The 24,687-nt window shown below is 73.0% G+C and carries 23 protein-coding genes and 1 tRNA gene; 12 read left to right on the top strand and 12 right to left on the bottom strand.

Annotation, left to right across the window (positions count from 1 at the left end):
• Window positions 1-104: 104 nt before the first annotated feature.
• Together ACF1BN_RS31120 and ACF1BN_RS31115 are read left to right on the top strand one after the other, a co-directional pair.
• A complete protein-coding gene (locus ACF1BN_RS31120; protein ID WP_392334921.1) occupies window positions 105-1,193 on the top strand; it encodes an S-(hydroxymethyl)mycothiol dehydrogenase in 1,089 nt (362 codons plus the stop codon).
• Window positions 1,190-1,819: an MBL fold metallo-hydrolase gene (locus tag ACF1BN_RS31115; protein ID WP_392334920.1), complete on the top strand. Its 630-nt coding sequence runs from the start codon at window positions 1,190-1,192 to the stop codon at window positions 1,817-1,819. Before ACF1BN_RS31120 ends, ACF1BN_RS31115 begins: the two co-directional genes overlap by 4 nt.
• On the opposite strand, the gene ACF1BN_RS31110 is transcribed toward ACF1BN_RS31115, so the two are convergent.
• Window positions 1,803-2,714: an RluA family pseudouridine synthase gene (locus ACF1BN_RS31110; RefSeq protein ID WP_392334919.1), complete on the bottom strand. Its 912-nt coding sequence runs from the start codon at window positions 2,712-2,714 to the stop codon at window positions 1,803-1,805. The genes ACF1BN_RS31115 and ACF1BN_RS31110 overlap by 17 nt on opposite strands.
• 90 nt (window positions 2,715-2,804) lie before the next feature.
• Window positions 2,805-2,892 (bottom strand) — tRNA-Leu (locus ACF1BN_RS31105).
• 245 nt (window positions 2,893-3,137) lie between these two features.
• On the opposite strand from ACF1BN_RS31105, the gene ACF1BN_RS31100 reads away from it, so the two are divergent.
• The 3 genes from ACF1BN_RS31100 to ACF1BN_RS31090 all read left to right on the top strand — a co-directional run bounded on the left by ACF1BN_RS31100 (window position 3,138) and on the right by ACF1BN_RS31090 (window position 5,870).
• On the top strand, window positions 3,138-4,463 hold the full coding sequence (locus tag ACF1BN_RS31100) for a M20/M25/M40 family metallo-hydrolase (RefSeq protein WP_392334918.1): 1,326 nt from the start codon (window positions 3,138-3,140) through the stop codon (window positions 4,461-4,463).
• Between the two features lie 155 nt (window positions 4,464-4,618).
• Window positions 4,619-4,852 carry a chaplin ChpH gene (gene chpH / locus ACF1BN_RS31095; RefSeq protein ID WP_015032475.1) on the top strand — a complete coding sequence of 78 codons (234 nt, stop codon included), beginning with the start codon at window positions 4,619-4,621 and terminating at the stop codon, window positions 4,850-4,852.
• Between the two features lie 154 nt (window positions 4,853-5,006).
• Complete coding sequence (locus ACF1BN_RS31090; protein WP_392334917.1) at window positions 5,007-5,870, top strand: chaplin; 864 nt, start codon at window positions 5,007-5,009, stop codon at window positions 5,868-5,870.
• A gap of 68 nt (window positions 5,871-5,938) precedes the next feature.
• Here the strand turns inward: ACF1BN_RS31090 and ACF1BN_RS31085 are convergent, their stop codons facing one another.
• Window positions 5,939-6,127, bottom strand: coding sequence for a DUF5703 family protein (locus ACF1BN_RS31085; RefSeq protein ID WP_376605950.1), 189 nt, complete (start codon window positions 6,125-6,127; stop codon window positions 5,939-5,941).
• A 47-nt stretch (window positions 6,128-6,174) separates the two neighbouring features.
• Here ACF1BN_RS31085 and ACF1BN_RS31080 point away from each other — a divergent pair, with 47 nt between their 5' ends.
• On the top strand, window positions 6,175-6,864 hold the full coding sequence (locus ACF1BN_RS31080; RefSeq protein ID WP_392334916.1) for a hypothetical protein: 690 nt from the start codon (window positions 6,175-6,177) through the stop codon (window positions 6,862-6,864).
• Between the two features lie 81 nt (window positions 6,865-6,945).
• On the opposite strand, the gene ACF1BN_RS31075 is transcribed toward ACF1BN_RS31080, so the two are convergent.
• Window positions 6,946-9,168: a helix-hairpin-helix domain-containing protein gene (locus tag ACF1BN_RS31075; RefSeq protein ID WP_392334915.1), complete on the bottom strand. Its 2,223-nt coding sequence runs from the start codon at window positions 9,166-9,168 to the stop codon at window positions 6,946-6,948.
• Entirely contained in the window at window positions 9,165-10,142 is a 978-nt protein-coding gene (locus ACF1BN_RS31070) for an aldo/keto reductase (protein WP_392334914.1), read from the bottom strand. Before ACF1BN_RS31070 ends, ACF1BN_RS31075 begins: the two co-directional genes overlap by 4 nt.
• A 153-nt stretch (window positions 10,143-10,295) precedes the next feature.
• Between ACF1BN_RS31070 and ACF1BN_RS31065 the strand changes: the two genes are divergently transcribed.
• Both ACF1BN_RS31065 and ACF1BN_RS31060 read left to right on the top strand, forming a co-directional pair.
• Window positions 10,296-11,345 (top strand): LLM class F420-dependent oxidoreductase, encoded by a 1,050-nt coding sequence (locus tag ACF1BN_RS31065; RefSeq protein WP_392334913.1) that lies wholly within the window; start codon window positions 10,296-10,298, stop codon window positions 11,343-11,345.
• A 237-nt stretch (window positions 11,346-11,582) separates the two neighbouring features.
• Window positions 11,583-12,368: a ferritin-like domain-containing protein gene (locus ACF1BN_RS31060; RefSeq protein ID WP_392334912.1), complete on the top strand. Its 786-nt coding sequence runs from the start codon at window positions 11,583-11,585 to the stop codon at window positions 12,366-12,368.
• 25 nt (window positions 12,369-12,393) lie between these two features.
• Here ACF1BN_RS31060 and corA read toward each other — a convergent pair whose 3' ends face one another.
• On the bottom strand, window positions 12,394-13,386 hold the full coding sequence (gene corA / locus ACF1BN_RS31055) for a magnesium/cobalt transporter CorA (protein WP_392334946.1): 993 nt from the start codon (window positions 13,384-13,386) through the stop codon (window positions 12,394-12,396).
• A 215-nt stretch (window positions 13,387-13,601) separates the two neighbouring features.
• Here corA and ACF1BN_RS31050 point away from each other — a divergent pair, with 215 nt between their 5' ends.
• The 4 genes from ACF1BN_RS31050 (at window position 13,602) to mshC (ending at window position 17,140) form a co-directional block, all read left to right on the top strand.
• Window positions 13,602-14,291, top strand: a complete 690-nt coding sequence (locus tag ACF1BN_RS31050) for a histidine phosphatase family protein (RefSeq protein WP_392334911.1) — start codon at window positions 13,602-13,604, stop codon at window positions 14,289-14,291.
• 67 nt (window positions 14,292-14,358) lie between these two features.
• Window positions 14,359-14,949, top strand: coding sequence for a DUF3090 domain-containing protein (locus tag ACF1BN_RS31045; protein ID WP_392334910.1), 591 nt, complete (start codon window positions 14,359-14,361; stop codon window positions 14,947-14,949).
• A complete protein-coding gene (locus ACF1BN_RS31040) occupies window positions 14,946-15,752 on the top strand; it encodes an SCO1664 family protein (RefSeq protein ID WP_392334909.1) in 807 nt (268 codons plus the stop codon). The genes ACF1BN_RS31045 and ACF1BN_RS31040 overlap by 4 nt, the downstream gene beginning before the upstream one ends.
• Window positions 15,753-15,910: 158 nt before the next feature.
• The gene (gene mshC / locus ACF1BN_RS31035) at window positions 15,911-17,140 is read left to right on the top strand and encodes a cysteine--1-D-myo-inosityl 2-amino-2-deoxy-alpha-D-glucopyranoside ligase (protein ID WP_392334908.1); all 1,230 of its coding nucleotides are present in this window, start codon (window positions 15,911-15,913) and stop codon (window positions 17,138-17,140) included.
• 54 nt (window positions 17,141-17,194) lie between these two features.
• On the opposite strand, the gene ACF1BN_RS31030 is transcribed toward mshC, so the two are convergent.
• The 6 genes from ACF1BN_RS31030 to ACF1BN_RS31005 form a co-directional block, all read right to left on the bottom strand.
• Window positions 17,195-18,205 carry a PAC2 family protein gene (locus tag ACF1BN_RS31030; protein ID WP_392334907.1) on the bottom strand — a complete coding sequence of 337 codons (1,011 nt, stop codon included), beginning with the start codon at window positions 18,203-18,205 and terminating at the stop codon, window positions 17,195-17,197.
• A gap of 142 nt (window positions 18,206-18,347) precedes the next feature.
• Window positions 18,348-19,409, bottom strand: coding sequence for an LLM class flavin-dependent oxidoreductase (locus ACF1BN_RS31025; RefSeq protein ID WP_392334906.1), 1,062 nt, complete (start codon window positions 19,407-19,409; stop codon window positions 18,348-18,350).
• Between the two features lie 174 nt (window positions 19,410-19,583).
• Window positions 19,584-21,191 (bottom strand): FAD-dependent oxidoreductase, encoded by a 1,608-nt coding sequence (locus ACF1BN_RS31020; RefSeq protein WP_392334905.1) that lies wholly within the window; start codon window positions 21,189-21,191, stop codon window positions 19,584-19,586.
• Between the two features lie 16 nt (window positions 21,192-21,207).
• Window positions 21,208-22,734 (bottom strand): glycerol kinase GlpK, encoded by a 1,527-nt coding sequence (gene glpK / locus ACF1BN_RS31015; protein WP_392334904.1) that lies wholly within the window; start codon window positions 22,732-22,734, stop codon window positions 21,208-21,210.
• 70 nt (window positions 22,735-22,804) lie between these two features.
• Window positions 22,805-23,563 carry an MIP/aquaporin family protein gene (locus tag ACF1BN_RS31010; protein WP_392334903.1) on the bottom strand — a complete coding sequence of 253 codons (759 nt, stop codon included), beginning with the start codon at window positions 23,561-23,563 and terminating at the stop codon, window positions 22,805-22,807.
• Window positions 23,564-23,840: 277 nt separating this feature from the next.
• A complete protein-coding gene (locus ACF1BN_RS31005) occupies window positions 23,841-24,605 on the bottom strand; it encodes an IclR family transcriptional regulator (protein WP_392334902.1) in 765 nt (254 codons plus the stop codon).
• Between the last annotated feature and the right edge of the window lie 82 nt (window positions 24,606-24,687).

Here is a 24,687-nt window from a genome sequence, read left to right as displayed (position 1 = left end):
CGGCGGACCCCCGCAGGCACAGCCTGCGGGGGTCTCGCCTTTTATCAGGAGATAGTGGTACGCAGGAGGCTTACAAGATCCAGTCGGAGGAAGGGAAGTTCGCGATGCCGCAGCACGTCCAGGGGGTCATCGCCCCCGGCAGGAACGAACCGGTCCGTGTCGAGACCATCGTGATCCCTGATCCCGGCCCCGGCGAGGCCGTCGTCAGGATCCAGGCGTGCGGGGTCTGCCACACCGACCTGCACTACAAGCAGGGCGGGATCAACGACGACTTCCCCTTCCTCCTCGGCCACGAGGCGGCGGGAACCGTCGAGTCGGTCGGCGAGGGCGTCACCGACGTCGCCCCCGGCGACTACGTGATCCTCAACTGGCGGGCCGTCTGCGGCCAGTGCCGCGCCTGCCGCCGCGGCCGCCCCTGGTACTGCTTCGACACCCACAACGCCACGCAGAGGATGACCCTCCTCGACGGCACGGAGCTCTCCCCGGCCCTCGGCATCGGCGCCTTCGCCGAGAAGACGCTCGTCGCCTCTGGCCAGTGCACCAAGGTCGACCCCGCCGTCGCCCCCGAGATCGCAGGCCTCCTCGGCTGCGGCGTGATGGCCGGCATCGGCGCCGCGATCAACACCGGGAACGTCTCCCGCGGCGACACCGTCGCCGTCATCGGCTGCGGCGGCGTCGGCGACGCGGCGATCGCCGGCGCCCGCCTCGCCGGCGCCGCGAAGATCATCGCCGTCGACATCGACGAGCGAAAACTGGCCAAGGCGAAGGAGATGGGAGCCACCGACACCGTCGACTCCCGCGCCACCGACCCGGTCGAGGCGATCCGCGAGCTCACCGGCGGCTTCGGCGCCGACGTCGTCATCGAGGCCGTCGGCCGCCCGGAGACGTACCAGCAGGCCTTCTACGCCCGCGACCTCGCCGGCACCGTCGTCCTCGTCGGCGTCCCCACCCCGGAGATGCGGCTCGAACTGCCGCTCCTCGACGTCTTCGGCCGGGGCGGCTCCCTCAAGTCCTCCTGGTACGGGGACTGCCTGCCGTCCCGCGACTTCCCGATGCTCATCGACCTGCACCGGCAGGGCCGCATCGACCTCGGCGCCTTCGTCACCGAGACCATCGCCCTCGACGAGGTCGAGAAGGCCTTCGCCCGCATGCACGAGGGCGACGTCCTGCGCTCGGTGGTGGTGTTCCGATGACCGCCCGCATCGACCACCTGGTCACCTCCGGCACCTTCAGCCTCGACGGCGGCACCTGGGACGTCGACAACAACGTCTGGATCGTCGGCGACGACACCGAGGCGATCGTCATCGACGCCGCCCACGACGCCGACGCCATCCTCGAAGCCCTCGACGGCCGCACCCTCCGCGCCATCGTCTGCACCCACGCCCACGACGACCACGTCGGCGCCGCCCCCGCGCTCGCCGCCGCCACCGGCGCCCGCGTCCTGCTCCACCCCGCCGACCAGCCGCTGTGGAAGCTCACCCACCCCGACCACAGCCCCGACGGCGAACTCGCCGACGGCCAGGTCCTCACCATCGCCGGCACCGACCTCAAGGTGCTCCACACCCCCGGCCACGCCCCCGGGGCGGTCTGCCTGTACGCCCCCGACCTGGGCACCGTCTTCACCGGTGACACCCTCTTCCAGGGCGGCCCCGGCGCCACCGGCCGGTCCTTCTCGGACTTCCCCACGATCGTCGAATCGATCCGCGGGCAGCTCCTGACCCTCCCGCCGGACACGGTCGTCCGCACCGGCCACGGCGACTCCACCACCATCGCCGAGGAGATCCCGCACCTGGAGGAGGCGATCAGACGGGGCCACTGAGCGAGAGGCGGCTCTCGAACCGCCTCTCCTCGCCCGTGAACGGGTCGGTGAACTCCAGCGTCCGCGCCAGCAGCCGCAGCGGCCGCCGGTAGTCCTCCGGCCCGTCCTCACGCACCACCGGGTAGAGCGGATCGTCCAGGATCGGCAGCCCCAGCGCGTTCATGTGCACCCGCAGCTGATGCGTCTTCCCGGTCTCCGGCGACAGCCGGTACCGCCCGAACGCGCCCAGCCGCTCCACCAGCTCGATCCGGCTCACCGCGTTCGGCTCGCCCGGGACCTCCCGCGCGGCCGGCACCCCGTGCTCCTTCTCGATCCGGCTCCGCACCGTCACCGGCAGCTCCACCGCGGGGTCGTACGGCGCCACCGCCTCGTACTCCTTGCGCACCCGCCGCTCCTTGAACAGCAGCTGGTACGCCCCCCGGTCCTCGGCCCGCACCACGCACAGCACCAGCCCCGCCGTCAGCCGGTCGAGCCGGTGCGCCGGCTGGAGCGCCGGCAGCCCGAGCCCGGCCCGCAGCCGCACCACCGCCGTCTCCGTCACGTGCCGCCCGCGCGGCGTCGTCGCCAGGAAGTGCGGCTTGTCCACGACCAGGATCCGCTCGTCGCGGTACACCACCCCGATCTCGAACGGCACCCGCTCCTCGGCCGCCGGATCCCGGTGGAACCACAGCCACCGCCCCGGCTCGTACGGCTCCGAGGCCGCCGCCGCCCGCCCGTCGGCCCCGACGAACCGCCCCGCGTCCAGCATCGCGCCGACCCGCTCCGCGCCCACCGCGGCCCCGTACCGCCCGAGCAGGTACGCCCCCACGGTCGGCCAGAGCCCCGCCGGGTCCTGCGGCAGCCGCAGCCGCACCGGATCGATCCCGTCCCGCTGTGCCAGCGGCGCGGCCGGCACCCGCTTCCTCCGCACCGCTCCGCCTCGCCGTCGTACCGGGATCCGCCTACGCGAAAGTCCCGGCCGAGAGAACTCGACCGGGACTGCTTCTGGTGTCCGAGGGGGGACTTGAACCCCCACGCCCGATAAAGGGCACTAGCACCTCAAGCTAGCGCGTCTGCCATTCCGCCACCCGGACAGGGTGTGTGTCTCGCGGCCCTGGGCCGTTCCGACGAGGAAAACCATAGCAAACATTCGGGGTGGCCGATCACCACCCCCTCACCCGTCCCACCGGCCCCACCCGCCCCGCCGGGGCCCGGCCCGTCTCGGCATGTGACGGGGGTGTGTCGGACGGTGGACGCCCTTGCGCCGCCGGGGCGGGGGCGCGGGAGGATGGGGGCGACCACCAGCAAGCATGTGGGGCACGTCGTGGGAGGAAGCAGCGTGAGCGAGTCGAACACCGGCCGGACCGTCTCGGGTGAGGACGAGGTCGTCGACCTCTGCCGGGACCTCATCCGCATCGACACCAGCAACTACGGCGACCACTCCGGCCCCGGTGAGCGGGCGGCCGCCGAGTACGTCGCCGAGAAGCTCGCCGAGGTGGGCCTCGACCCGAAGATCATCGAGTCGCACAGGGGCCGCGCCTCCACCGTCGCCCGCATCGAGGGCGAGGACCCGTCCAAGCCCGCGCTGCTCATCCACGGGCACACCGACGTCGTCCCGGCCAACGCCGAGGACTGGACCCACCACCCCTTCTCGGGAGAGATCGCCGACGGCTGCGTCTGGGGCCGCGGCGCCGTCGACATGAAGGACATGGACGCGATGACCCTCGCGGTCGTCCGCGACCGGCTGCGCAGCGGCCGCAAGCCCCCGCGCGACATCGTCCTCGCCTTCCTCGCCGACGAGGAGGCCGGCGGCACCTACGGCGCCCGCCACCTGGTCGACAACCACCGCGACCTCTTCGACGGCGTCACGGAGGCGATCGGCGAGGTCGGCGGCTTCTCCTTCACCGTCAACGAGAACCTGCGGCTCTACCTGGTCGAGACCGCCCAGAAGGGCATGCACTGGATGCGGCTCACCGTCGAGGGCACGGCGGGCCACGGCTCGATGACCAACTCCGACAACGCCATCACGGAGCTGTGCGAGGCCGTCGGCCGGCTCGGCCGCCACCAGTGGCCGGTCCGCGTCACCAAGACCGTCCGCAGCTTCCTCGACGAACTGTCCGACGCCCTCGGCACCCCGCTCGACCCCGAGGACATGGACGCCACCCTGGCCAAGCTCGGCGGCATCGCCAAGATGGTCGGCGCCACCCTGCGCAACTCCGCCGCCCCGACCATGCTCGGCGCCGGCTACAAGGTGAACGTGATCCCCGGCCAGGCCACCGCCCACGTCGACGGCCGCTTCCTCCCCGGCCACGAGGAGGAGTTCCTGGCCGACCTCGACCGGATCCTCGGCCCCCGGGTGAAGCGCGAGGACGTCCACGGCGACAAGGCACTGGAGACCAGCTTCGACGGCGACCTCGTGGACGCCATGCAGGTCGCCCTGCGCGCCGAGGACCCGATCGCCCGCGCCGTTCCGTACATGCTCTCCGGCGGCACCGACGCCAAGTCCTTCGACGACCTCGGCATCCGCTGCTTCGGCTTCGCCCCGCTCCAGCTGCCGCCGGAGCTGGACTTCGCCGGCATGTTCCACGGCGTGGACGAGCGCGTCCCGGTCGACGGTCTGAAGTTCGGCGTGCGCGTCCTGGACCGCTTCATCGACGCCTGCTGACCGGCCGGCCGGACGCGCCGCCGGAAATTCGGCCGCGCGTTTGGTCCTGACCGGAAAGAGTGAATGACCCCGGAGGCTCGTAGCCCCCTCCATTCCCCCTCGTTACAGGTGTTGCGGTCCGCGGCTGGGGCCGCACTTGTCAACTAGGAGGAATAATGATCAAGAAGGTCGTCGCTGCTGCGGCTGCCACCGGCGGTCTCGTTCTCGCGGGCGCGGGCATGGCCGTCGCCGACGCGGGTGCCCAGGGTGCGGCCATCGGTTCCCCCGGTGTCCTCTCGGGCAACGTCGTGCAGGTCCCGGTTCACGTTCCCGTGAACGTCTGCGGCAACACGGTCTCCGTGATCGGCCTGCTGAACCCCGCCTTCGGCAACACCTGCGTCAACGCCTGACGTTGTGCCCCGCCCCTTGAGGGCGTGAGCCGTCCGGCCCCGGAGTGCGTGCCATGCACTCCGGGGCCGGTGGCGATTCCGCCCCGGGCACGGGCCCGGTGGCCCTCATCCCACGCCGATCAGGCGAATTGCCGAGAAGGCAGGTAAGCAAGCTATGCGACAGGTCACGCGCAAGAGCATCATCACCGTCGCGGCGGCCGGCGGCGTCTTCGCGCTCGGCGGCGGCATCGCGCAGGCGGATTCCGCGGCGAGCGGCACGTCCGCGAACTCACCGGGCGTCGCGTCCGGAAACACCGTGCAGGTCCCGGTCCACGCGCCGGTCAACGTCTGCGGCAACACCGTGAACGTCGTCGGGGTGCTCAACCCCGCGATGGGCAACTCCTGCGCGAACATCCCGGCGCAGGCCGGCCCGGGCTCGTCCGGCCACGCGCGGGCGAGCGACTCACCGGGCGTCGCCTCCGGCAACACCGTGGTGGTGCCGGTGGAGGTGCCCGTGAACGCGTGCGGCAACAGCGTCACCGGCATCGGCCTCCTCAACCCCGCCGCGGGCAACGACTGCGCGAACGGCGCGCACCCGGACGACGGCTACGGCGAGGAGGAGCCCGGCGGTTACGGCGAGGAGCCCGAGACACCCGGCACCCCCGGGACTCCGGGTACGCCCGGCACCCCCGGCACTCCTGGGACGCCCGGTACTCCGGGTACGCCTGGGACCCCCGGTACTCCGGGTACCCCGGGCACCCCCGGGACCCCGGGCACGCCCGGTACTCCTGGTACGCCGGGCACTCCTGGCACGCCCGGCACCCCCGGTACGCCGGGCACTCCCGGCACCCCCGGTGTGCCGCCCGGCTCGGACGGGGGCACGAACCACCCCGGCCCGCAGCTCTCGCCGCCGCCGGCCTCGCCCGACCACCTCGCCGAGACCGGGTCCTCCGCGCCGCTCGGCGTGATCGTTCCGGCCGCGGCGGGCATGCTCCTCGCGGGCTCGCTGGTCTACCGCCGCTCCCGCCGCGGCGCCTGACCGCACCGCACGCCGGACGGCCGGAACGCGAAGGGGCCCCGCACCGTGCGGGGCCCCTTCCGCGTCCTTCACCAGGTCGCGCGGATCTGACGGATGATCCGCCGCTTCAGCCGCACTCTGCGGCTGCCGTCCCGCCGCAGGGTGAGCCGGTCCAACTCCCAGTGCCCGTACTCGGCTCGGTCGGTCAGAAGCCGCGCGGTCTCCTTGCGGGAGAGGCCGCGCGGCACGTACACGTCGACAAATTCGTATTCCGGCATCGCATCTATTGTGCGGGCACCGGCCCGGTACGGATAGCGTCTGTCCCATGTCTGATGCTGCGCAGCCCACCGCTGCCGAGGTACGTGCCGCCGCAGAGGCGGTCAAGACCGCACTGGACCGCCACCTCGCGGCGGTCGAACGCCGCACGGGGGACGACGACACGGACGTGTACGAGGCGTTCAACGCCCTCGCCGCGGCCGCCGAGACCTATGACGAACTCCTCTACGACCGCTACGACGAGGTGACCCCCTTCGAGATCCCCGGGGCCGACGACGGCCTGCCCCCCTATGCCGGACCTGACGAACCGCACGCCCTCAGCGTGCTCATCCGCCGCGACTACGCCGTCGCCGAGCCGCGCCGGCTCGTGGCCCAGGCCCGGCGCGTGGCCGACCTCGACCACGACGAGGACGGCCCCCGCGGCACCGCCGCCGCGCTCGGGGTCCTCTTCGGGGAGTACGAACCCGACGAGATCGCCTCCCGCCACAAGGAGTTCGGCCTGGAGGAGGGCGACTCCACGCTCTGGGTCACCGCAGCGGGAGAACTCCCGGAGGCGGGGGAGTGGCTCGCCGCCCCCTTCGAGCAGGCCGACCCGGAGCGGATCGTCTGTCGCTTCGACATCAGCGCCGTCTTCGACGACGAGTACGACGACGAAGGTCCCCAGGAGGCCGACGGGCGCGAGGGACGCGCAGCGGCCGAGGCGGCCGGAGCGGGGAAGGGCCGGGGCGCCGAAGGCTGAGACGCGCCGGGCAGGACGCCGGAGGGCCGGGACATCCGCCATGGATGCACCGGCCCTCCGGCGGTTCCGCCCCGTGCTCCCTCACTCCTCGCCGGGGGTGGCGAGCAGACCGGCCAGGAGCGGTCGCAGCCGGGTCGTCCGCGCCGGGGCGAGGACCTCGGCCACCGCCCGGGGCAGCGCCTGGTCCACGCCGTGCACCACCGACAGATGGCGCTCCGCCCGGCCGAAGGCCGTGTAGACCCACGGCCGGCTCAGCCCCGGCGCCGCGTCGCCCGGCAGCACCGCGACCACCGCGGGCCACCGGCCGCCGGCCGCCTGGTGCGCGGTCAGCGCCCAGCCGTGCCGCAGCGCCGACTCCACCCGCTCCTTCGGCACGACGACCTCGCCGTCGGCCGTGCGCAGCCGCAGCCCCTCGGCGTCCGCCCCGAGGACGGTGCCCGCCACCGTGCGGCCGGGCACCGGCGCGTACGCCACCACGTCGCCCGGGTCGTAGCCGCCGAAGCGGCCGGGGCCCGGGTTCAGCCGCTGCTTGAGGGCCGTGTTGAGCGCTCGGGTCCCGGCCGAGCCGCCGTGGCCGACCGTGATCACCCGGGTCTGCTCGGGGGTCAGGCCGAAGGCGCGCGGCACCGAGTCGGCGACGAGCTGAACGGTGCGGTGGACGGCCTCACCGGCGTCCCGCACCGGGACGATCACGACCTCCTTGCCGGGGGCGTCGACCTGGTTCAGCTCGCCGATGCCGACGCCCGAGACCAATTCGCCCAGCGGACCCGGGTCGGGGCGGCGGGAAGCCACCCGGGGGCAGACGCGGGCCGCGAGCGCGTCCGCGAAGACCGCGCCGGGACCGGTCGCCCCGAGGACGTCGGGATCGCCGCTGAGGACGAGCCGGCAGCCGTCCGGCAGGGACTCGACGAGCATCGCGCCCGTCTCCACGTCCAGCTGCGGGGCGTCGAGCACCACCAGCAGGTCGAGGGCGAGCGCGCCCTCCTCGTCCCGGCCGGGGCCGGTCGTGCCGGAGAGCAGCGCGGCGAGCGGCACGACCGTCCCGGCGGTCCGCTCCTCCTCGCTCGGCCGCTCCGGGGCGTGCACGGTGACCAGGACGCGCAGACCGCGCTCCCGCGCGGCGGCGGCCAGCGCCAGGGGCTCCTCGCGGGCGGCCTCGCCGCCGGTGTGCAGCACCAGGCCGTGGCCGCCCGTGGCCCGCTCCAGCTCGCCGCCGTCCCACTTTGCGGGGGTGACGGTGCGGACGAGTCGGGCCAGTCCGTCCGCGAGGCTCTCCTCGGCGAGCGCGTACCGGTCGAGACCGAGCAGCGGGGGCTCCACGGGTCCGTCGGCCGCGGCGTCGTCCTCCCCGGCCCCGTCCTCCGCGGTCCCGTCCGACTCCTCCATCCCCTCGTCCTCGGGAGTCTCCTCCTCCTGGAAGACCAGGACGGCGCCCTCGGAGACCGCGGTCTCCACGGCCTTCTCCGGGTCGGGGACCTCGTGCCGGGCCAGTCCGGCGCGCACCTCGTCCAGGGTGAGCGCGGTGTGGCCCTGGAGGGCGGCCCGGTCGAGCAGCCACACGGTCAGGGCGACGGCCCGGCGCGGGTCGTCAGGACCGCAGGCCCCGCCGAGCAGCGCCCGCGCGAAGCCGTCGGCCTGTTCCGGCCGCACCCCGGCGACGGACAGCAGCCGCCACGGGTCCTCCGTCAGTGCCTCGCCCGCCCGCTCGCCGAGCGCGGCGGCGACCGGGCCGGCCAGCGACTCGGGCGCGCCGCCGCGGGCCAGCACCTCGCCGACCCCCGCCAGCGCACCGGCGGTCGGCGCGGGAGGGGCCGCAGGGGCGGGCGGCCGGACGGTGGTCTCGGGGGGCCGGGGCGCGCGGGGAGGCTCCGGCGACGGCTCGAAGAAGGCGCCGCCGGACGCGGAGCCGCCCTCCACTGCCCGCACGGCGGCGAGCAGGTCCGCGGCGGTACCGCTCAGCTTGGTGCCGCTCGCCACGGGGCCGGCCTTCTCCGCCTTCCGTGCCTCGATCCTGGCCCGCAGCTCCCGCTGGGCCGCCAGCTCCGCCTGCGCCTCGCTCAGCTCAGGCGTCCCGCCCTCGGCAGTCCCGGCGGCCTCGGCGGTCCCGGCGCCCTCAGAGCTCTCGGAGCCCTCGGCGTCCTCAGCGGTCCCGACGGCCTCAGGGCTCTCGGCGTCCTCGGCGGTCCCGGGCGTGTCGGCGGCTCCGGTGTCCTCGGTGGGGTCGGGCGCGGCGGACGGCGCCACGTCCTCGTGGGCCAGGTCCTCGGACGCCTCGGGCGCGGTCTCCCCGGAAGGCTCGGTCACAAGGTGCTCCAGTCGTGATCCGGATAGCGGTGCACGGGCGCGGACACATCGTCCAAAGCCCGGCAGATCTCGTCAGGAAGACTAAGGCCCTCCACCGACAGCGCGGCCGTGAGCTGCCGCGCGGTGCGCGCGCCGATGATCGGGGCGGTGACGCCGGGCCGGTCCCTGACCCAGGCGAGCGCGACGTGCAGCGGGCTCGTGGCGAGGCCGTCGGCCGCGGTGCTGACCGCCTCCACGATCCGGCTCGCGGCCTCGTCCAGGTACGGCTCCACGAACGGCGCCAGCGCCTCCGACGCGCCCCGGGAGTCGGACGGGGTGCCGCTCCGGTACTTGCCGGTGAGCACCCCGCGCCCGAGCGGGGAGGAGGGCAGCAGGCCTATGCCGAGGTCGATCGCGGCGGGCAGCACCTCGCGCTCGACGCCCCGCTGGAGCAGCGAGTACTCCAGCTGGGCCCCGGCGAGCCGGGTGCGGTCGCCGGTCAGCTGCCAGGTGCCCGCCTTGGCGAGTTGCCAGCCGCAGAAGTTGGCCACGCCCGCGTAGCGCGCGCGGCCGCTGCGCACCGCGATGTCGAGGGCCTGGAGCGACTCCTCCAGCGGCGTGTACGGGTCGTAGGCGTGCAGCTGCCAGAGGTCCACGTGGTCCGTGCCGAGCCGGGCCAGGGAGGCGTCGAGGGAGGCGAGGAGGTGGCCGCGCGAGCCGTCGGTGCGCCGGTCCGGGTCCGGGACGCTGCCGGCCTTGGTGGACAGGACCAGGTCGCGGCGCGGGACCAGCCGCTCCATGAGCCGCCCGAGCAGGTACTCCGCCTCGCCGCCGCCGTACACGTCCGCGGTGTCCACGAGGGTGCCGCCCGCGTCCCAGAACGCCTTCAACTGCTCGGCGGCGTCGTGCTCGTCGGTGTCCCGCCCCCAGGTGAGCGTGCCGAGCCCGACGCGCGAGACGCGCAGGCCGGTACGTCCGAGATGCCTCTGCTCCATGGGCGGGACATTACTGGCCAGGGCACCACGCGGAGAGACCCTGTGGACAGAACCTGTGGACGACGGCGTGGCGTCCGGCTCCTGACGGATGCGGGGAGGGCGCGCTAGAGTCCGGACAGAGAGACGTTACTCATGGGTAAGGGGTGTGTGGACATGCGGCTCGGCATCAACCTCGGCTACTGGGGCGCCGGCATGGACGGCGACAATCTGGCCGTGGCCCAGGAGGCCGACCGCCTCGGCTACGACGTGTGCTGGGCGGCGGAGGCGTACGGCTCGGACGCGCCGACGGTGCTCTCCTGGGTCGCCGCCAGGACCGAGCGGATCGACGTCGGCTCGGCGATCATGCAGATCCCGGCCCGCCAGCCGGCCATGACGGCGATGACCGCCGCCACCCTGGACTCGCTGTCCGGCGGCCGGTTCCGGCTCGGCCTCGGCGTCTCCGGCCCGCAGGTCTCCGAGGGCTGGTACGGCGTGAAGTTCGACAAGCCGCTCGCCCGCACCCGCGAGTACGTGGAGATCGTCCGCAAGGCGATGTCCCGCGAGCGCCTGACGCACGAGGGCGAGCACTGGACGCTGCCGCTGCCCGGCGGCCCCGGCAAGCCGATCAAGCTGACCGTCCACCCGCAGCGCGAGCACATCCCCCTCTACATCGCCGCGATCGGTCCGAAGAACCTGGAGCAGACCGGCGAGATCGCCGACGGCGCCCTGCTGATCTTCCCCTCCGCCGAGCACCTGGAGGAGACCGCCCTGCGCCCGCTGCGGGCGGGACGCGAGAAGGCGGGTCTGACGATGGACGGCTTCGACGTCTGTCCGACGCTGCCGCTCGCCCTCGGCGAGGACGTCGACGCGCTCGCCGACGTCTTCCGCCCGTACACCGCCCTCTACGTGGGCGGCATGGGCAGCCGCAAGCAGAACTTCTACAACCAGCTCGCCCAGCGCATGGGGTACGAGAAGGAGGCCGCCGAGATCCAGGACAAGTACCTGGCCGGCGACAAGACGGCCGCCGCGGCCGCCGTGCCCCGCTCCCTCATCGACCAGACCGCGCTGCTCGGCACCGTCGACCGGATCGCGGACCGCATGACCGCCTACGCGGAGGCCGGCGTCACCACGCTCACCCTCGCCCCCGCCGGCTTCACCCTCGACGAGCGCCTCACCGCCCTGCGCGCCGGCGTCGAAGCCCTGGAGCGGGCGAACCTGTCCTAGAGAAGCGGAGCACGGGGGAGCGGAGGAACGTTCCGCGGCCGTGGTGGGGGCTCGGGGGTCTTCCCCGCCACGGCCGTCATGCCGTTCAACGCGCCACCGCGCCCCCGGTTACGGCCCCGGCTCTCACTCTTTCGGCCGACACCTCGGAGCCCTCCTGTTGCCCGCCGTCCCGGACCGCATTTGACTCGGTCTCCCGGACCCGCGGAGCGCCCGGTCGTCCGCACGGAGGTGGCAGCGATGCTCACGGCCAAGAGCCTTTTCCAGGAAATCATCGACGACGACGAGGCCTTCCGGCTCTTCTGCTCGATCGCCGCCAGCGGCGAGTCGCAGGGCGGCTGGGAGAACGCCCGGATCGCCGCCCTCGTCGCGCCCGGCATGCGGGACCTCACCCCGAAGATCACCCGGCACGGCGCCGACGAGGACAAGCACGGACGGATCTTCAACGCCCTGCTGCGCAAGCGCGGCCTCGAACCCGTCCCCGTCCCGCCGGACACCGACTACACGATGCTCCTGGAGGGGCGCGGCATCGGTCTCGCCCACGACAAGCTCCGCCGCGACGAGCCGCTGACCGAGCGGGACGTCGTCGTCTACCTCGCCCACAGCCGGGTCACCGAGGAACGCGCCGCCGCCCAGATGCAGCTCCTCGTGAAGTACTTCGGCGACCACCCGGAGCTCGGCAAGGCCATCCGCATGATCTGCAACGACGAGGACAACCACCTCGCCTACTGCCACGAGGAACTGCTCCGGCTCGCCCGCGCCGGCCACGGGCGGCTCATCCAGCGCACCCTGCGCGAGTCCGCCCTCGCCGAGATCCAGGTCTACCGCGACGTCAGCCTCGCCGTCATGCGCCACATGGGCCGCATCCTGGACTGGCCGAAGGCCAAGGGCGCGGTCCTCGCCGCCGGCATCCACGGCGTGTACGCCTACGAGCGGGCCGCCGGCTGGCACAAGATGATCAGCCTGCGGATGCCCGAGCGGCTCGACGCCCTCGGCGGCCCCGCCGTCCCCGCCCCGGCCTTCTGACGGCACCACCGGCGGCGCGGCGGGCTCACAGCCAGCCGCGCCGCTTGAACAGGCGGTACAGACCCAGCTCGATCCCGGCCATCACCAGGATCACCACCGGGTACGACCACCCCCAGTGCAGCTCCGGCATGTGGTCGAAGTTCATGCCGTAGATCCCCGCCACCATCGTCGGCACCGCCGCCATCGCGGCCCAGGCCGAGATCTTCCGCATGTCGTCGTTCTGCCGCACCCCCATCTGCGCGAGGTGCGCCGACAGGACGTCGGACAGCAGCCGGTCCAATCCCTCCACCTGCTCGTTGGCCCGCAGCAGGTGGTCGTTGACGTCCCGGAAGAAGGGCTGCGACTCCTCGTTGACGAACGGCACCGCGCCCGACGTCAGCCGGGCCATCGGCGCCGCCAGCGGCCCCGACGCCCGCCGGAACTCCAGCACCTGCCGCTTCGCCGTGTAGATCCGCTCCGCCGTGTTCGTCGTCCCCGAGCCGCCGGGGGCGAAGACGTCGGCCTCCAGCTCCTCCAGGTCCACCTGGAGCTCGCCCGCCACGTCCAGGTAGTGGTCCACCACCGCGTCGCTCACCGCGTAGAGCACCGCCGTCGGCCCGTGCCGCAGCACCTCCGGATGGGTCTCCAGACGCTTGCGGACGGCCGCCAGGGGCGCCCCCTCGCCGTGCCGGACCGTCACCACGAAGGAGTCGCCGAGGAAGAGCATCAGCTCCCCGGACGAGACCCGGTCGCTCTCCGGCTCGTAGAGCACCGGCTTCAGCACCACGAAGAGGGAGTCGTCGTAGACCTCCAGCTTGGGCCGCTGGTGCGCCTTCAGGGCGTCCTCGACCGCCAGCGGATGCAGCGCGAACTCCGAGGACACGTGGTCGAACTCGGACTCCGTGGGCTCGTGCAGACCCACCCAGAGGAAGGACTGCCCGGAGGCCCGGGCCTCGGCCAGGGACCGCGAGAGGTCGCCGCCGCACTCCGTCCGGCGGCCGTCGCGGTACAGGGCAGAGTCGACGATCACGCGCCGTATTCTCCCTCCACTCGTCCGGTTCCGCACGCCCGCCTACCCGCCGCGGGCCGCCCCACACGCGCGCGTGCGCCGTGTCCTCGGAGGACCCGGCCATGATCCGCATGTCGGCCGCCCCGCACGCGCGCGTGCGCCGTAGTCCGCCCGGTGCGGCAGCAGCTTCCGCTTCCGCCCTGCCCGCACACGCGCGCGTGTGCGGGCGCCGTAGGCTGGCCGGCATGGCCACGCTGATCCTCGTCCGGCACGGACGCTCCACCGCCAACACCTCCGGGCTGCTCGCCGGGCGCACGCCGGGCGTGGCGCTCGACGAGCGCGGCGCCTCCCAGGCCGCCGCCCTTCCCGGCCGCCTCGCCGGCGTCCCGCTCGCCGCCGCCGTCTCCAGCCCCCTCCAGCGCTGTCGCGAGACCCTCCAGCCGCTCCTGGACGCCCGCCCCGACCTCCCGCTCCACGTCGAGGAGCGGATCAACGAGTGCGACTACGGCGACTGGTCGGGCCGCAAGCTCGCGGAGCTCAACGACGAACCGCTGATGGAGGTCGTCCAGGCGCACGCCTCCGCCGCCGCCTTCCCCGGCGGTGAGTCCATGCGCGCGATGCAGGCCAGGGCCGTCGAGGCGGTGCGCGACTGGAACGCGCGGATCGAGTCCGAGCACGGCGAGGACGCCGTCTACGCCATGTGCTCCCACGGCGACATCATCAAGTCCCTCGTCGCCGACGCGCTCGGCCTCCACCTCGACCTCTTCCAGCGCATCCACGTCGACCCCTGCTCGCTCACCGTGATCCGCTACACCCGCCTGCGCCCCTTCCTGGTCCGCCTCGGCGACACCGGGGACCTCGCGGCCCTGGCTCCCCGCGAGACTCCCGACACCGGTGGGACGGCCGAGGTCGGGGGTGGTGCGGGCGCACCGTGATCCCCCCGCGCAGTAGGGTGGACCCGCCGTTGCAGCACGACAGTCGACAGTCAAGGGAGCCGGAAGCGTGTCCCGTCAGGTGTTCCTCTACGACCCGCCGGAGCGTTTCGTGGCCGGCACGGTCGGGCTGCCTGGCCGCCGGACGTTCTTCCTCCAGGCGTCCGCGTCCGGCCGGATCACCAGCGTCGCCCTGGAGAAGGCCCAGGTCGCCGCGCTCGCCGAGCGCATGGACGAACTCCTCGACGAGGTGCTGCGCCGCACCGGCGGCAACGCCCCGGTGCCCGCCGTCGCCCCCGCCGACGCCGCCGACACCGCCCCCCTCGACACCCCCGTCGAGGAGGAGTTCCGGGTCGGCACCATGGCCCTGGCCTGGGACGGCGAGGAACAGCGCATGATCGTCGAGGCCCAGGCCCTCGTCGAACTGGACGCGGACTCCGAGGAGGACCTCGCGGCGGCCGAGGAGCGGCTGCTCCAGGACGAGGAGAACGGCCCGCCCATGCTCCGGGTCCGCCTCAGCGGTTCCCAGGCCCGCGCGTTCGCCAAGCGGGCCCTGGACGTCGTCAACGCGGGCCGCCCGCCGTGCCCGCTGTGCAGCCTCCCGCTGGACCCGGAGGGCCACGTCTGCCCCCGCCAGAACGGATACCGCCGCGGAGCATGAGCAGCAGCCCCGAGTTCCCGCAGGACACCGAGCTGCTCGCCCGCGGTGAGCTGACCGTGAAGGGGCAGGTCCGCGAGGCGTCCAACGCGGTGCTCTACTGCACGGTCGCGTACGAGGGCCGGGAAGCCGCCTGCGTCTACAAGCCGGTCGCCGGGGAGCGGCCCCTGTGGGACTTCCCCGATGGCACCCTCGCCGAGCGCGAGGTCGCCGCGTACGAGCTCTCCGAGGCCACCGGCTGGGGCCTGGTGCCGCCCACGGTGCTGCGGGACGGCCCGTACGGCGAGGGCATGGTCCAGCTGTGGGTCGAGGCCGACCCCGAGGCCCGGCTCCTCGCCCTCACCGAGGACGAGGAGGCCGGCGAGGGCTGGAAGGCGATCGGCCCCGCCGAGGTGGGGGAGGGCCGCACCGCGCTCCTCGTCCACGCCGACACGCCCGGCCTGCGCCGGCTCGCGGTCCTCGACGCGGTGATGAACAACGGCGACCGCAAGGGCGGCCACCTGCTGCCCGCCCCCGACGGCCGGCTGTTCGGCATCGACCACGGAGTCTCCTTCCACGTCGAGGACAAGCTGCGCACGCTGCTGTGGGGCTGGGCGGGCCAGGAGCTGCTCCCCGAGGCCACCGGGGTCCTGGGCGACCTGGACCGCGCGCTGGCCCCCGGAGCGCCCCTCGCCACCCGGCTGGGGGAACTGCTCACCACCGCCGAGGTGTCCGCCGTACGGGAGCGGGTGACGGCGCTGCTGGCGTCCGGGCGCCACCCGGAGCCGTCCGGTCAGTGGCCGGCCATCCCCTGGCCTCCGGTCTAGGAACCGCGTGGTTTCGGCCACATCCGGTTCGTGGCCGCAGGAGGCCGCTGGACCCCTGGGGGGTATGCACACACGCTTCTCACCCGCAAGAGCGCATGATCGGACAAGATTCCGGATCCGGTTCGTATCCGAAACACCTGTCCGGTTACGCTCGGGTCATGCATGCCTGGCCCGCTTCCGAGGTCCCCGCCCTTCCCGGCAAGGGCCGCGACCTCCGGATCCACGACACCGCGACCGGCGGGCGAGTGACCCTCGCCCCCGGTCCCGTCGCCCGTATCTACGTCTGCGGCATCACGCCCTACGACGCGACCCACATGGGTCACGCGGCGACCTACAACGCGTTCGACCTCGTGCAGCGCGTGTGGCTCGACACCAAGCGGCAGGTGCACTACGTCCAGAACGTCACGGACGTGGACGACCCGCTCCTGGAGCGCGCCCTCCGCGACGGCATCGACTGGGTCGGCCTCGCCGAGCGGGAGACCTCCCTCTTCCGCGAGGACATGACCGCCCTGCGGATGCTGCCCCCGCGCCACTACGTCGGCGCGGTCGAGTCGATACCCTCCATCATTCCGCTGGTGGAGCGGCTCCGGGACTCCGGCGCGGCCTACGAGCTCGACGGCGACGTCTACTTCTCCGTCGAGGCCGACCCGCACTTCGGCGAGGTCTCGCACTACGACACCGAGCTCATGCGGCACCTCTCCGCCGAGCGCGGCGGAGACCCCGACCGCCCCGGCAAGAAGAACCCGCTCGACCCGATGCTGTGGATGGCCGCCCGCGAGGGCGAGCCCAGCTGGGACGGCGGCAGCCTCGGCCCCGGCCGCCCCGGCTGGCACATCGAGTGCGTCGCCATCGCCCTCGACCACCTCGGCATGGGCTTCGACGTGCAGGGCGGCGGTTCCGACCTGATCTTCCCGCACCACGAGATGGGCGCCTCGCACGCCCAGGCCCTCACCGGCGAGTTCCCCATGGCCAAGGCGTACGTGCACGCCGGCATGGTCGCCCTGCACGGCGAGAAGATGTCCAAGTCCAAGGGCAATCTGGTCTTCGTCTCCGCGCTCCGCCGCGAGGGCGTCGACCCGGCCGCCATCCGGCTCGCCCTCCTCGCCCACCACTACCGCGCCGACTGGGAGTGGACCGATCAGGTCCTCCAGGACGCCGTCGACCGCCTGGAGCGCTGGCGCGCCGCGGTCTCCCGGCCCGACGGCCCGTCCGCCGACGCGCTGGTCGAGGAGGTCCGCGAGGCCCTCTCCGACGACCTCGACACCCCGGCCGCGCTCGCCGCGGTCGACCGCTGGGCCGCCCGCCAGGAGGCGGACGGCGGCACCGACGAGTCCGCCCCCGGCCTCGCCTCCCGCACGGTCGACGCGCTGCTCGGCGTCGCCCTGTAGCACCGACGGAAGAGGGAGGGGGACGGCCGTCGGCCGTCCCCCTCCCTCTTTCTCTCACTCCTCGTCGCCGTCCCCGCCGGACTCCTCGGGGCCCTCCGGCTCGGGTTCCGGCCGCTCCGCTTCCGGTTTGGGCGGGCGGGCCCGGCCGCTGCCGGGATCCCGCAGGTACGAGGTGTCCCCGCTCTCCGTCGCCAGCCCGGGACCCGCGCCGGCCGGGCCCGCGCCCGGGTCGCGCCGCCGCAGGTAGCGCTCGAACTCGCGGGCGATCGCCTCGCCCGACGCCTCCGGAAGCTCCGCCGTGTCCCGGGCCTCCTCCAGCGTCTGCACGTACTCGGCGACCTCGCTGTCCTCCGCCGCCAGCTGGTCCACCCCCACCTGCCAGGCGCGCGCGTCCTCGGGCAGCTCGCCCAGCGGGATCCGCAGCCCGATCAGGTCCTCCAGGCGGTTCAGCAGCGCCAGCGTCGCCTTCGGGTTCGGCGGCTGCGACACGTAGTGCGGCACCGCCGCCCACAGGCTCACCGCCGGCACGCCCGCGTGGGTGCACGCCTCCTGGAGGATCCCGACGATCCCCGTCGGGCCCTCGTACCGGGTCTCCTCCAGCTCCATCGTCCGCGCCAGGTCGGGGTCGGAGGTGACGCCGCTGACCGGCACGGGACGGGTGTGCGGGGTGTCGCCGAGCAGCGCGCCCAGGATCACCACCATCTCCACGCCCAGCTCGTGCGCGAAGCCCAGGAGCTCGTTGCAGAAGGAGCGCCAGCGCATGGAGGGCTCGATGCCCCGGACGAGGACCAGGTCACGCGGCTTCTCGCCGCCGATCCGGACCACGGAGAGCCGGGTCGTCGGCCAGGTGATCTTGCGGACGCCGTTCTCCAGGAACACCGTCGGACGGTTGACCTGGAAGTCGTAGTAGTCCTCGGCGTCGAGCGCCGCGAAGACCTCGCCCTTCCATTCCCGGTCCAGATGAGCGACCGCGGTGGAGGCGGCGTCGCCGGCGTCGTTCCAGCCCTCGAACGCGGCCACCATGACCGGGTCGATCAGCTCGGGTACCCCCTCGAGCTCGATCACCCAGCGCCTCCTTCATCGAAGTTCGTGTCGTACGGACCAACCTTACGGCTTTCCGGTCGTCCGTCCGCAGCCCCCGGACTCGCCCGGGAACCGGTGCGGCGCTGATCGACTACCCATGAACGAGGCCCCGCACACGGTCGCGTCACACCTCCCAGAGCGTGCTCGGGGCCTCCTTCCTGAGCACCGGCGCGATCTCCGCCGCGAACCGCTCCAGGGTCTCGGTCTGTTCGGCCGTCGACTGTCCGAAAGCGTCCACCGTGACCGACTGGAGGTCGTGGCCGTAGTGGGCGTGGAAGCCGAGGATCTTCTCCGCGATCTGCTCGGGGGAACCGATCAGCTGCGGGCCGTCCGCGATCGCCTCCTCGACCGTGCGGAAGGGGGTGTTGTAACCGGCCCTGCCCTCCAGGTGCGGCCGGAAGCTCTGCGCGACCTTCGCCTCGTACAGCTCCTTGTACCGGCGTACGGCCTGCTCGGGGGTGTCCGCGATGAGCAGCCCGCCCGAACCGGCCGCCACGCGCGCGTGCGCCGGGTCGTGCCCGTACGCCTCGAACCTCTCCCGGTAGTGCGCGATGAGCCGCGCGTACGCCTCGCGCGGCTGGATCGCGTTGGCGGTGAAGAGCGGGTCGCCGTGGCGGGCGGCGAGTTCGGGGGAGTGCAGGCTGGTGGCCGAGCCGTGCCAGATCCTCGGCGGACCGGCGTACGGGCGGGGGATCGTGGTGACGTCCCGCAGCGGGGGCCGGGAGGCGCCCTCCCAGTCGACGCCCTCCTCCGTCCACAGCCGGCGCAGGAGTTCGTACTTCTCCTTCTGGAGCTCCCACTGCCGCTCCTCGTCCAGGCCGAAGAGGTCGAAGTGACCGGCCTCCGCGCCCTTGCCGACGACGAGTTCGAGCCGCCCCCGGGAGAGCTGGTCGAGGGTCGCGAAGTCCTCGGCGACCCGGACCGGGTCGAGGATCGCGACCACGGTCACCCCGGTGAGGAGCCGGATCCGGGAGGTGCGGGCGGCCAGCGCCGCCAGCAGGACGGAGGGCGCCGAGGAGAGGAACGGTCCGGCGTGCCGCTCGCCGATCGCGTACGCGTCGAAGCCGAGCCGCTCGGCCGCCTCCCCGAGCGCCACGACCTGTTCCAACCGGTCGGCCGCGCTGGGGAGTTCACCGGTCAGCGGGTGCGGGGAGTGGGGGACGATGGAGAGCACCTGAAATTTCATGACCCCACTCTGCGCGCCCAGTGTTGCGGCGGTGTGGCCGGCTTGTGGCACCGCGCGGGGCGGGCGGCACGGGGGCCGGGCGGGCGCGAGGCGACCCGGCCGGCCGCGACACGGGGCACGCGAGAGGGGCGGTCCCTCCCTCCCCGGAGAAGACCGCCCCTCGGCTCGTGGCGGCTACCGCGCGCGCAGCATCGCGTCCACCCCGGCACGGATCTCGTCGGTGGCGAGGCCGCGGATGGTCAGGGTGGTGCGGCGGCGCAGCACGTCGTCGGCGGTCTCGGCCCACTCGTGGTCGCGGGCGTAGGCGACCTGGGCCCAGATCTCCGGGGCGTCCGGGTGGATCCGGCGGGCGAGCTCGGGGTTCTCGTTCGCCATCCGGGCGATGTCGAAGGAGAGCGAGCCGTAGTGGGTGGCCAGGTGCTTGGCGGTGTCGGCGGCCATCCGGGGGCCGGGGGCCGGGCCGTCGACGAGCAGCCGGTGGGCGACCGCGTTCGGGTTGGCGATGCCGGGGAGCGGCAGCCGCTTCGGGAGGGTGGAGACGGACTCGTAGTCCTCGCCCAGGGGGTGGCCGGGGAGCGCCTCCAGCTTCTTCATGATGGTGCGGCCGATGTGGCGGAAGGTGGTCCACTTGCCGCCGGCGACCGACAGCATCCCGCCGCGGCCCTCGGTGACGACCGTTTCGCGCTTGGCCTTGGAGGTGTCCCCGGGGCCGCCCGGGAGCACCCGCAGGCCGGCGAAGGCGTAGGTGATGAGGGAGCGGTCGAGCTGCTGGTCGCGGATGGAGAAGGCAGCCTCGTCCAGGATCTGGGCGGTGTCCTTCTCGGTGACCGCGACCTCGCCCGGGTCGCCCTCGTACGCCTCGTCGGTGGTGCCGAGCAGGAGCATGTCCTCCCAGGGGAGGGCGAAGGTGATCCGGTACTTGTCGATCGGGGTGGCCAGCGCGGCCTTCCACGGGGCGGTCCGCTTGAGGACCAGGTGGGCGCCCTTGGAGAGGCGGATGGAGGGGGCCGCGTTGGGGTCCTCCATCCGGCGCAGGTGGTCGACCCACGGGCCGGTGGCGTTGAGGACGAGCCGCGCGGTGACGCCGAACTCCTCGCCGGACATGCGGTCCCGGAGCTCGGCGCCGGTGACCCGGCCCCGGGTGAAGCGGAGCCCGGTGACCTCGGCGTGGTTGAGGACGACGGCTCCGGCGTCGACGGCCGCGCGGACCGTCATGAGCGCCATGCGGGCGTCGTTCATCTGGTCGTCGCCGTAGACGGCGACGGCCTTGAGGTTGTCGGTGCGCAGCTCGGGCACGTCCTGGGCCGCCTTGGCGGGGGAGAGGAGGTGGCCGACGCCGTCGCCGAAGGCGGAGAGCGCGGAGTACGCGAAGACGCCGGCGCCCAGCTTGGCGGCGCCGTGCGGGCCGCCCTTGTAGACGGGCAGGTAGAAGGTGAGCGGGTTGGACAGGTGGGGGGCGACCTGCCGGGAGACGGCGCGCCGCTCGAAGTGGTTCTCGGCGACGAGCTTCACCGCGCCGGTCTGCAGGTAGCGCAGGCCGCCGTGGAGGAGCTTGGAGGAGGCCGAGGAGGTGGCGCCGGCGAAGTCGCCGGCGTCCACCAGGGCCACCCGCAGACCGGACTGCGCGGCGTGCCAGGCGGTGGAGATGCCCAGGATGCCGCCGCCGATCACCAGGAGGTCGTACGTCGCCTTGGCAAGCTGCTCTCTGGTCTCGGCGCGGGTCGGAAGCGAGCCGGCGGCCGGGTGCGTTCCGAGGGCGGGAACGGTCTGCGGGGTGGTCATCTCGGTCTACTCCTCGTCACTTCTCTTCTTCGAGCCAGCCCATGGAGCGCTCCACGGCCTTGAGCCAGTTCTTGTACTCGCTGTCGCGCCGGTCGGCGTCCATGCGCGGGGTCCACTCCGCGGCACGGCGCCAGTTGGCGCGCAGCGCGTCGGTGTCCGGCCAGAAGCCGACGGCGAGGCCGGCGGCGTAGGCGGCACCGAGGCAGGTGGTCTCGGCGACCATGGGGCGCACCACGGGGGCGTCCAGGAAGTCCGAGAGGGTCTGCATCAGCAGGTTGTTGGAGGTCATGCCGCCGTCGACCTTGAGCGCGGTCAGCTCGACGCCGGAGTCCTTGGTCATGGCGTCGGTGATCTCGCGGGTCTGCCAGGCGGTGGCCTCCAGGACGGCACGGGCGATGTGCGCCTTGGTGACGTACCGGGTGAGGCCGGCGATCACGCCGCGGGCGTCGGAGCGCCAGTACGGGGCGAAGAGGCCGGAGAAGGCGGGCACGAAGTAGGCGCCGCCGTTGTCCTCGACGGAGGAGGCCAGGGTCTCGATCTCGGCGGCGGACTTGATCAGGCCCATCTGGTCGCGCATCCACTGGACGAGCGAGCCGGTGACGGCGATGGAGCCCTCCAGGGCGTAGACCGGCTTGGCGTCGCCGATCTGGTAGCCGACGGTGGTCAGCAGGCCGCTGTAGGAGTTGATGATCTTGTCGCCGGTGTTCATCAGCATGAAGGTGCCGGTGCCGTACGTCGACTTGGCCTCGCCCTCGGCGAAACAGGTCTGGCCGAAGAGGGCGGCCTGCTGGTCGCCGAGCGCGGAGGCCACCGGGACGCCGTCGAGGACGCCGCCCTTGACCGTGCCGTACACCTCGGCGGAGGAGCGGATCTCGGGGAGGACGGCGGCCGGGATGTCGATGGACTGGAGGATGCGCTCGTCCCAGGACATCTCGTGGAGGTTCATCAGGAGGGTGCGGGAGGCGTTGGTGACGTCGGTGACGTGGACGCCGCCCTCGGTGCCGCCGGTGAGGTTCCAGATGACCCAGGAGTCCATGGTGCCGAAGAGGATGTCGCCGCGCTCGGCGCGCTCGCGCAGGCCCTCGACGTTGTCGAGCAGCCAGCGGACCTTCGGGCCGGAGAAGTAGGAGGCGAGCGGGAGGCCGGTCTCGCGGCGGAAGCGGTCCTGGCCGACGTTGCGGCCGAGCTCCTTGCAGAGGGCGTCGGTGCGGGTGTCCTGCCAGACGAGCGCGTTGTGGACGGGCTCGCCGGTGTGCTTGTCCCACATCAGCGTGGTCTCGCGCTGGTTGGTGATGCCGATGGCCTTGACGTCGGCGGCGGTGATGCCGGCCTTGACGATGGCGCCGGCGACGACCTCCTGGACGTTGGTCCAGATCTCGGTGGCGTCGTGCTCGACCCAGCCCGGCTTCGGGAAGATCTGCTCGTGCTCCTTCTGGTCGACCGAGACGATCCGGCCGTCCTTGTCGAAGACGATGCAGCGGGACGAGGTGGTGCCCTGGTCGATGGCGGCGATGAAGGGGCCGGCGGTGTGGGCGTCGGTCACGGTGTGCTCCAAGTGAGGTCTGGGAAGGACGGCTCGTTGCTCTTCGGCGTCACGGGTGCGGGCGTACGGCTCAGGCGAACGCGATGTTGTAGATACCCGCCGCGAGGGCTCCACCGATCAGCGGACCGGCGACCGGGATCCAGGCGTAGCTCCAGTCGGAGCCGCCCTTGTTCGGCAGCGGCAGCAGGGCGTGCACGATGCGGGGGCCGAGGTCGCGCGCCGGGTTGATCGCGTAGCCGGTCGGGCCGCCGAGCGAGAGGCCGATCGAGACCACGACGAAGGCCGTGATCAGGGCGCCGAGGACGCCGAGGCCCTTGCCGCTGTCGTTGAGGCCCTGGGTGAGCACGGCGAGGACGAGCACGACCGTGCCGATGATCTCGGTGGCGAGGTTCTGCCAGGTGTTCCGGATCTCGGGGCCGGTGGAGAAGATGCCGAGCACGGGTCCCGGGCCCTCGACGGGCTTCTCGCCGAGCGTCTCCGGGTCGGTGAGGTGGGCCCGGAACTGTCCGTAGTAGGCGACCCAGACCAGGGCGGCGCCGATCATCGCGCCGAGCATCTGGCCGGCGATGTAGACGGGCACGTCGCCCCACGCGCCGTCCTTGACGGCGATGCCGACGGTGACGGCGGGGTTCAGATGGGCTCCCGAGAGGGAAGCGGTCATGTAGACCGCCGTCATGACGGCGAAGCCCCACCCGAAGGTGATCGCGAGCCAGCCCGCGCCACGGGCCTTGGAGCTCTTGAGCGTGACGGCGGCGCAGACTCCGCCGCCGAGCAGGATGAGTACGGCGGTACCGATGGTCTCGCCGAGGAAGATGTCGGAGCTGGACACCCGCGACTCCTTTGTCCTTCGTCCAGGGGATGGCGAACCCCGGTTCGCCCCGGTGGTCCGCGCCCTCGTGTGAGGGCGTCCACGGCCCTTGGCACTGCCACACTCTAACGCGTATTTCCGTTAGGTGTTCGACAATGTCGACCGATGAACGGAAGTTTTGCCCCGGGGTTAACAGCGCGTCAAGGGTCCGGGAAACGAAAAACCCGCCGATAACGCGATCGTTACCGACGGGTTCGCTCTCCGTGCGGACCAGGTCACCGGCCCCCTCGGCGCAGGCTCAGAAGCGGCCCGCCCCCAGATCCCGGGAGACCGCCCGGGCGCAGTCCCGCACCGCCGCCACCAGCTCCGGGCGCAGCTCCCCGGCCGGGCAGAGCCGCTCCACCGCCCCGGTGACCGCCACCGCGCCCACCGGCATCCGGCGCCGGTCGTGGATCGGCGCCGCCACCGACGCCACGCCCTCCCAGGTCTCCTCCACGTCCGCCGCCCAGCCGCGCGCCCGCGTCATGTCCAGCAGCGACTCGAACTCCGCCAGCTCGGTGACCGTGCGCGGGGTGAACGACTCCCGCTCCACCTCCACGACCTCGCTGTGCGCCACCGGGTCGTACGCCGACAGCACCTTGCCCAGCGCCGTGGAGTGCAGCGGCTGCATCGCCCCCACCTCCAGGACCTGCCGGCTGTCGTCCGGCCGGAAGACGTGGTGCACGATCAGCACGCCCGACTGGTGCAGCACCCCCAGGTGCACGCTCTCCCCGCTCGACCGCGCCAGGTCGTCCGTCCACACCAGCGCCCGCGCCCGCAGCTCGTGCACGTCCAGATAGCTGTTGCCGAGCCGCAGCAGCTCGGCCCCCAGCTGGTACCGGCCCGAGGGCGCGTCCTGCTCCACGAAGCCCTCGGCCTGGAGGGTGCGCAGGATCCCGTGGGCGGTGCCCTTGGCCAGCCCGAGCGAGGACGCGATGTCGGACAGTCCGAGCCGGCGCTCGCCACCCGCGAGCAGTCGCAGCATCGCCGCCGCCCGTTCAAGCGACTGGATGTTCTTCGCCATCGCCCGGCCCTTCTCCCTCACGTACGCACACATACCGACGTTCGACAATGCTGAACACTATCGGTCCATGCCGACCTTGCCT

The organism is Streptomyces sp. NPDC014861, from assembly GCF_043081625.1.
GTDB lineage: Bacteria > Actinomycetota > Actinomycetes > Streptomycetales > Streptomycetaceae > Streptomyces.
The sequence above is the reverse complement of the archived record's forward strand: the minus strand, read 5'-3'. Positions and strand labels throughout refer to the sequence as shown.